Source organism: Desulfobacula sp. (assembly GCF_021107415.1).
The window spans coordinates 1-5,143 of sequence record NZ_JAIOSW010000150.1 but is presented as its reverse complement, the minus strand read 5'-3'; the positions used below and the strand labels follow the sequence as shown (position 1 = coordinate 5,143).

The following is a 5,143-nucleotide window of genomic DNA, read 5'->3' as shown; positions in this document are numbered from 1 at the left end:
CTGTTCCGTGGCCATTTTTTTTATGTTGTCTGTATCTTTTTCCGGCAGGGTTAATTTGTATGAGATGATATTGTTGTCGGTATGAGGGTTTTGAGTGATTAGATTTTCAAAGTTTTTGGAAAGAACAGCCTCAAACTCGGATTTATCTACACCATTTTAAAATTTTGCAAGGATAGCGTTATCGTTAAGACGAGAAATGCCAAGATGCTTTATACCTTCTTTCCTGAGCTGCTTTTTAATTTCCTGTATGGTCCTTTCAATTTCTGCTTCAACGGCTTTGATATTTTGAACTTCAAGTACAAGGTGCATTCCTCCCTGAAGATCCAACCCCAGATTGATTTTTTTATGGGGCCATGAATCAAAGAACGTAGGAAGCAGGCAGACAATGGCTGCTAAAATAACACCTGTAATTAATACAGTTTTAAAGGTAAATGGTTTCAATCTAATTACTCCTAATGGATTTATTTTTTCTTTTTATCTTCAATCTTAACATTTTCAGAACCTGAAATTACGGCCGCAACATTTCCCCGGGAAATTTTTATTTTTACCTTTTCAGCTATTTCAAGGCCAATGGTTGTATCATCAATGCTTTGGATAGTTCCATAGACACCACCGGACGTAATGATTCTAATCCCTTTTTTCAGGTTAGCTATCATTTCTCTATGTTCCTTGGCTTTTTTCTGCTGGGGTCTGATCAAAAGAAAATAAAAAATTGCAAACAAAATAATAATGGGTAAAAAACCTGCTATTCCACCGGCTTGACCTGTCCCGCCGCCTTGTCCCATTGCATACGCTGTGCTAATCAAAATAAGTCCTCCTTAGATAAATAAAATACAAATTTATAATTTTTTAGCCGGAATCCAGATAGTTTTTCCATCAAACTGGATTCTGGCTATGTTTTCATAGTTGATTTCCTGGAGAAGTGGAAACACTTCTTCCATATTGTAAACCACAACCTTACTTAATGGTTCTAATAAATCAATATTAGAATCTACTTTTTTTTCAATAAGATTGTAGATAATGACCATGGTTTCGGAAAATTTTAAAATTTTTCCTACACCGGAACTCTTTCCAAAAGCAACCGGTTCATCAGCTTCTGATGAAACAAATATTCCCTGATATTCATAAAATTCTTTTAAAATATTAAAATGGATATTCCATATATTATCACCTGACTGAACCACATAAATCCCATATTCTTTTATTTTTTGAGGTCGTACAGCTCCTGAGTCCTCAATTTTTTCCTGAAAGACCTCTCCTTTTTGGATAAATGCCTTTTCCAAGATATCTCTCATGGAGATGTGAATATCACCAATTTTAAAGCTTTCATCAGAATGAACAATCATATCAAGACTTTTTTTAATGCCTAAGCTTTCTTTGCGCGATACCATTAGTTCTTTGAGCTTTTTATTTTTTTTAAGATCGTTATAATCAATGGTCGGCATCACAATAATGTCGCCCTGAACTATTCCGTCCTCTATAGTAATAATATTCTTTTTGTTATCTCCAGTGTTTTGGGGGATGGATATTTTATCCTTTATTGTTGTAACTTCACTTTTTCCCCCATGGGATTTGTTAAAATACAGGATGCCCAAAACCGTCACCCCAAATAAAATCACTGCTATTGTTATTAATAATATTTTCTTTTCATTCTTTTTCAGGAGCATGTATTCTCCTTTCTTATTAAGTTTGAAATTGTTTCAGATACACAATAGAACGATTTATGTCAAGAAAGGTCTTCAATTAGTATCGGTTATTATAACGATTCTGCTTTCCCCGGAAACCATCTTTGGATCACCCTCAATCGTAATTGCAACCTTTTTTTTAAATTCAATTTCAGTCAACTCGTCTCTTTTTTTGTTTAATAAATAACTGGCTACCTCAGAGGGTACAAGCCCTGTCGCTTCTTTTATTTCAGGTTTTAATGTCTTTAAATTCAATTGCCTTAAAAATGCAAGCCCCTGGGTTTCTACAGAAGGAATTTGTCCCCTGCCATTACAATACCTGCAAGTTTCATGACTTCCAAAAGTGATTGAGTATCGAATACGCTGTCGCGTCATCTCCAATAACCCGAATTTTGTTATTCCCCCGACTTTTGTTTTGGCTTTATCAGATTTCAAATGTTTTTTTAATGTTTTAGTGATTTCAGCTTTATGCCGCCGTTCTTTCATGTCAATATAATCAATCACGATCAGACCACCCATATCACGAAGTCTCAATTGTCTTGCAACTTCCTCGCAGGCCTCAATATTTGTATGAAAAGCCGTCTCTTCAATATTTTTCTTTTTAGTGGATTTGCCTGAATTGACATCAATTGAAACCAGGGCTTCTGTTTGTTCTACTACAAGAAACCCGCCGGATTTAAGGGGGACCTCTCTTTTGTAAATAGACGCAATCTGATCCTCAAGTTGATATTTTGTAAATATGGGTTTTTCACCCTTAAAATGCTTAACAATTTTCTTTTGTTTCGGTGCTATTAGACCAATAAAATCTCTTACCTCTTTAAAAATTTCAGGACTGTCAATTAAAATTTCTTTAACATCCGATGTGAAATAATCTCTTAAAGATCTTACAGCAAGGGTCTGCTCTTTATAGAGCAAAGAAGGGGCAGTGTTTTTGACAGCTTTCTGGTCAATATCTTTCCATACCCGCATCAGGTATTTCAGATCAGCAGTCAACAGAGTTTTAGTAGAATTTTTTCCGGCAGTTCTGACAATCATGCCAAACCCGTCGGGAACTTTCATTTTTTTTATGATATTGACAAGTCTTTTCCTTTCATCCTCATCGCTGATTTTTCTGGAAACACCTTTTGTGGAATTTCCCGGCATTAAGACAGACAGTCTCCCGGGCAGAGAAATATATGTTGTCAACATGGCCCCTTTTTGACTGATGGGGTCCTTTGTCACTTGAACAATGAGCTCCTGGCCTTTCTTGATTAAATTAAAGAGGGCCTTTCCACCGGATTCAACATCCTGAAAATAGTCTTTATGAATTTCATTTTTTTGAAGAAAACCATTTTTAGGCGCACCATAATCGACAAAGACAGCCTGAAGGCTGGGTTCAACTCTTATGACAATACCTTTATAAATATTGCCTTGTGTTACTTGTTTTGCAGTTGTTTCAATGTGAAATTGTTCGAGTTTGTTATCCTTAAGAGCTGCAATCCTGTTTTCATCAGGATCTAACGCGTTAATCAGAATTTTTTTTGTCATTACTTTATCTCTTTAAAATTTTTTTGTTTGAGTATGTCATAATAGGTAAGGATACGTTCAACATATTGCAACGGCTCCCAACCTCTTGCATATCCATATTTGGTTTGTTTGTAGTATTTTGATTTTGATAATAAAGGCAGGGTTGTTTTTAAGTTTTGCCATTTCATTCCATCCAACCCCATATCAACAGCTATCTGCATCGCATCAATTACATGTCCATAACCGATATTGTAACTGGCCAAAGCAAACAGAATTCTCTCATAATCATCTCCAAGATAATCAAATTTTCTAACCATTTTATCAAGATATTTTATTCCGGCCTTGATACTTTGTGATGGTTTAAGGCGGTTTTTAATACCCATCTCTTCAGCTGTAACCGTTGTGACCTGCATGAGTCCCCTGACGTTTGTAAAGCTTCTTGCATTAGGATTAAAATGGGATTCCTGATAAACAACGGCTGCCACTAGTTTCCAGTCAAAACCATATTTTTGTGATTCCTCAATAATAATTTTTTTATATTTTGGCAACCGGGTCTTGATTCTTTGATGAAACCTTTTCAGGTCATAGGGATCTGTGTCCTTAATATTTGAATAATATTTATTAGAGATCTGTTTTAATAACCCTGTTTCATTTGCATAGAGAAAAAATTTATTAATCTGCTCCAGCATTTTTGAATCATTTTTATTGACTGCCCAGGCAAGGGATTCTTTTTCCTGCAGCGCAATTCCAATCCGAATATCCGGATAATATCTTTGATTCAGATAGGCAATATTATTGTCAGCAACGGTAAACTTTATTTCTCTGTCATGGACCATACGGATTAATTCTTCTGTTGGAACGTTGTCATGAAGGATATAATTGAAATCAACACCGGTTTTCTTGATTTCTTCAAGCCGTGAATGATAAGATGTTCCTCTACGGACGTGGATGGTTCGAAAAGTCAAATCTTCAATATTTTTAGGTCCAAAAACTAATTTATGATGAACAATATGCTGCTGAATGGTCATATAGGGGATTGAAAAATTGACTTTTTCCAACCTCTCTTTTGTTATGGCAAGTCCTGCTGCAATAAAATCACCTTTTCCCTGTTCAAGATAAGAAAACATATTGTTCCAGCCAGGGGTAACAATATCAAGATCAACATTGAGAAAATTGGCAAATTCACGGGCGAGATCATACTCAAACCCGGTGGGTTGTCCGTTATAGTAATAATAGGTATTAATGGAATTATTGGTGATCAGCCTCAGGACGCCGGTTTTTTTAATTCTTTCTACGCGGGTTAGATCAGAACCAAATTCCTTATTATGGATCAATACAGATAAAAAGATCAAAAAAGACAATAGACCTAAAAGGTTTATTAAAATAAAATTATTAAAATAAAATTTTTTCATTTTTGACCCTGATTAAGGTTCAATGGGCAAAATTTCCACGTTATTAACATTTTGGTATCCACGGGGAAGCTTTTTTCCTCTGTGGCCTCTCCTCCCTGTATAATTTTTTTGATTTCCAGGGTTCAATTTAAGAAAGTGTCTACCGGAATGTATAACAAGGTTAGAGTTTAATGGCAATATTTTAAGGAACTTAAGCTTTTCAGAATTTGTCTGGCCTATTTTTTCACCCGGGATGGAAATGATTTTATTCCCCTGGCCTTTCTTTAAATTGGGCAGTTGATCCAAAGTAAATATCAAAAGTCTGCCTGCGGTAGTAACAGCAGCGATGGTGTCGCTTGCCAAGTCAACAACTTTATCCGGAGGTAATAATTGATGATTTGTTTTTAAATTGATGACGGCTTTGCCATTTTTAAAATTGGTTAAAAAGTCGGAAAATTTAATAATAAATCCATATCCGCTGTCTGAACCGACCAGGAAATGATTTTGGGTTTCTCCTGACAGCATGAATTTGATGTGGGCATTGGATTGAATAGACAAATG

The 5,143-nt window shown here is 35.5% G+C and carries 6 protein-coding genes; all 6 read right to left on the bottom strand.

All coding sequences use genetic code 11. The features are described from left to right. Positions 1-156 precede the first annotated feature (156 nt). A complete protein-coding gene (locus K8S13_RS08325; protein WP_291461902.1) occupies positions 157-441 on the bottom strand; it encodes a hypothetical protein in 285 nt (94 codons plus the stop codon). Positions 442-461: 20 nt separating this feature from the next. Continuing rightward, entirely contained in the window at positions 462-806 is a 345-nt protein-coding gene (yajC, locus tag K8S13_RS08320) for a preprotein translocase subunit YajC (RefSeq protein ID WP_291461901.1), read from the bottom strand. A 33-nt stretch (positions 807-839) separates the two neighbouring features. Continuing rightward, positions 840-1,667: a hypothetical protein gene (locus tag K8S13_RS08315; protein ID WP_291461900.1), complete on the bottom strand. Its 828-nt coding sequence runs from the start codon at positions 1,665-1,667 to the stop codon at positions 840-842. Positions 1,668-1,739: 72 nt separating this feature from the next. Next, on the bottom strand, positions 1,740-3,212 hold the full coding sequence (locus K8S13_RS08310) for an Rne/Rng family ribonuclease (RefSeq protein WP_291461898.1): 1,473 nt from the start codon (positions 3,210-3,212) through the stop codon (positions 1,740-1,742). Beyond that, positions 3,212-4,603 carry a membrane-bound lytic murein transglycosylase MltF gene (gene mltF, locus K8S13_RS08305; RefSeq protein ID WP_291461897.1) on the bottom strand — a complete coding sequence of 464 codons (1,392 nt, stop codon included), beginning with the start codon at positions 4,601-4,603 and terminating at the stop codon, positions 3,212-3,214. The genes K8S13_RS08310 and mltF overlap by 1 nt, the downstream gene beginning before the upstream one ends. A gap of 12 nt (positions 4,604-4,615) precedes the next feature. Further along, the coding region (locus tag K8S13_RS08300) for a DNA gyrase C-terminal beta-propeller domain-containing protein (RefSeq protein ID WP_291461896.1) at positions 4,616-5,143 on the bottom strand (528 nt) is incomplete at its 5' end.

Excerpts from the sequence above, each read along its gene's own strand:
- K8S13_RS08315 (WP_291461900.1), bottom strand. The coding sequence starts at position 1,667 with ATGCTCCTGAAAAAGAATGAAAAGAAAATATTATTAATAACAATAGCA.
- K8S13_RS08310 (WP_291461898.1), bottom strand. The coding sequence starts at position 3,212 with ATGACAAAAAAAATTCTGATTAACGCGTTAGATCCTGATGAAAACAGG.
- mltF (WP_291461897.1), bottom strand. The coding sequence starts at position 4,603 with ATGAAAAAATTTTATTTTAATAATTTTATTTTAATAAACCTTTTAGGT.